Genomic DNA, 463 nt, shown 5'->3' on the forward strand with positions numbered 1-463 from the left:
TGCTCTTTACCTTTGGTGTCGGTAAAGCGTAAGTCGACGAATTTTACGTCGTGTTCTTTAATGGTATCGAAAATCTTATTAGCTGACATGTTGTCCTCCGTAGACAGCGTCTAAAAATACAGCCTAAGTATAGCAAAGCCTGTGCCAACTGAACTTTCTCTTTATATTCATACTATTAAGTTAAATTCAGTCTTCTTTTAAAAGTTTATATGCACCAGTATAGCGCATATCGCACATTTTTGGTGCAAAACAAAGAGAAAGGAAAAGAAAATATAATGGACAAAAAACAATCAGCCCTTTCTTAATCCAACTCAAAAAGGTAGAATACGCCGCTATTTTTCACAAAACCCCTTGGACGGGTTTCGCTCCCGGACAACTACAGGCAGTTCTTAATGACAATTCAGGTATTTGATATAGAAAAATTACGCAACATCGCGATTATCGCGCACGTTGACCATGGTAA

Origin of the sequence: Idiomarina sp. UBA4206 (assembly GCF_002383015.1) — a bacterium.
Lineage (GTDB): Bacteria > Pseudomonadota > Gammaproteobacteria > Enterobacterales > Alteromonadaceae > Idiomarina > Idiomarina abyssalis.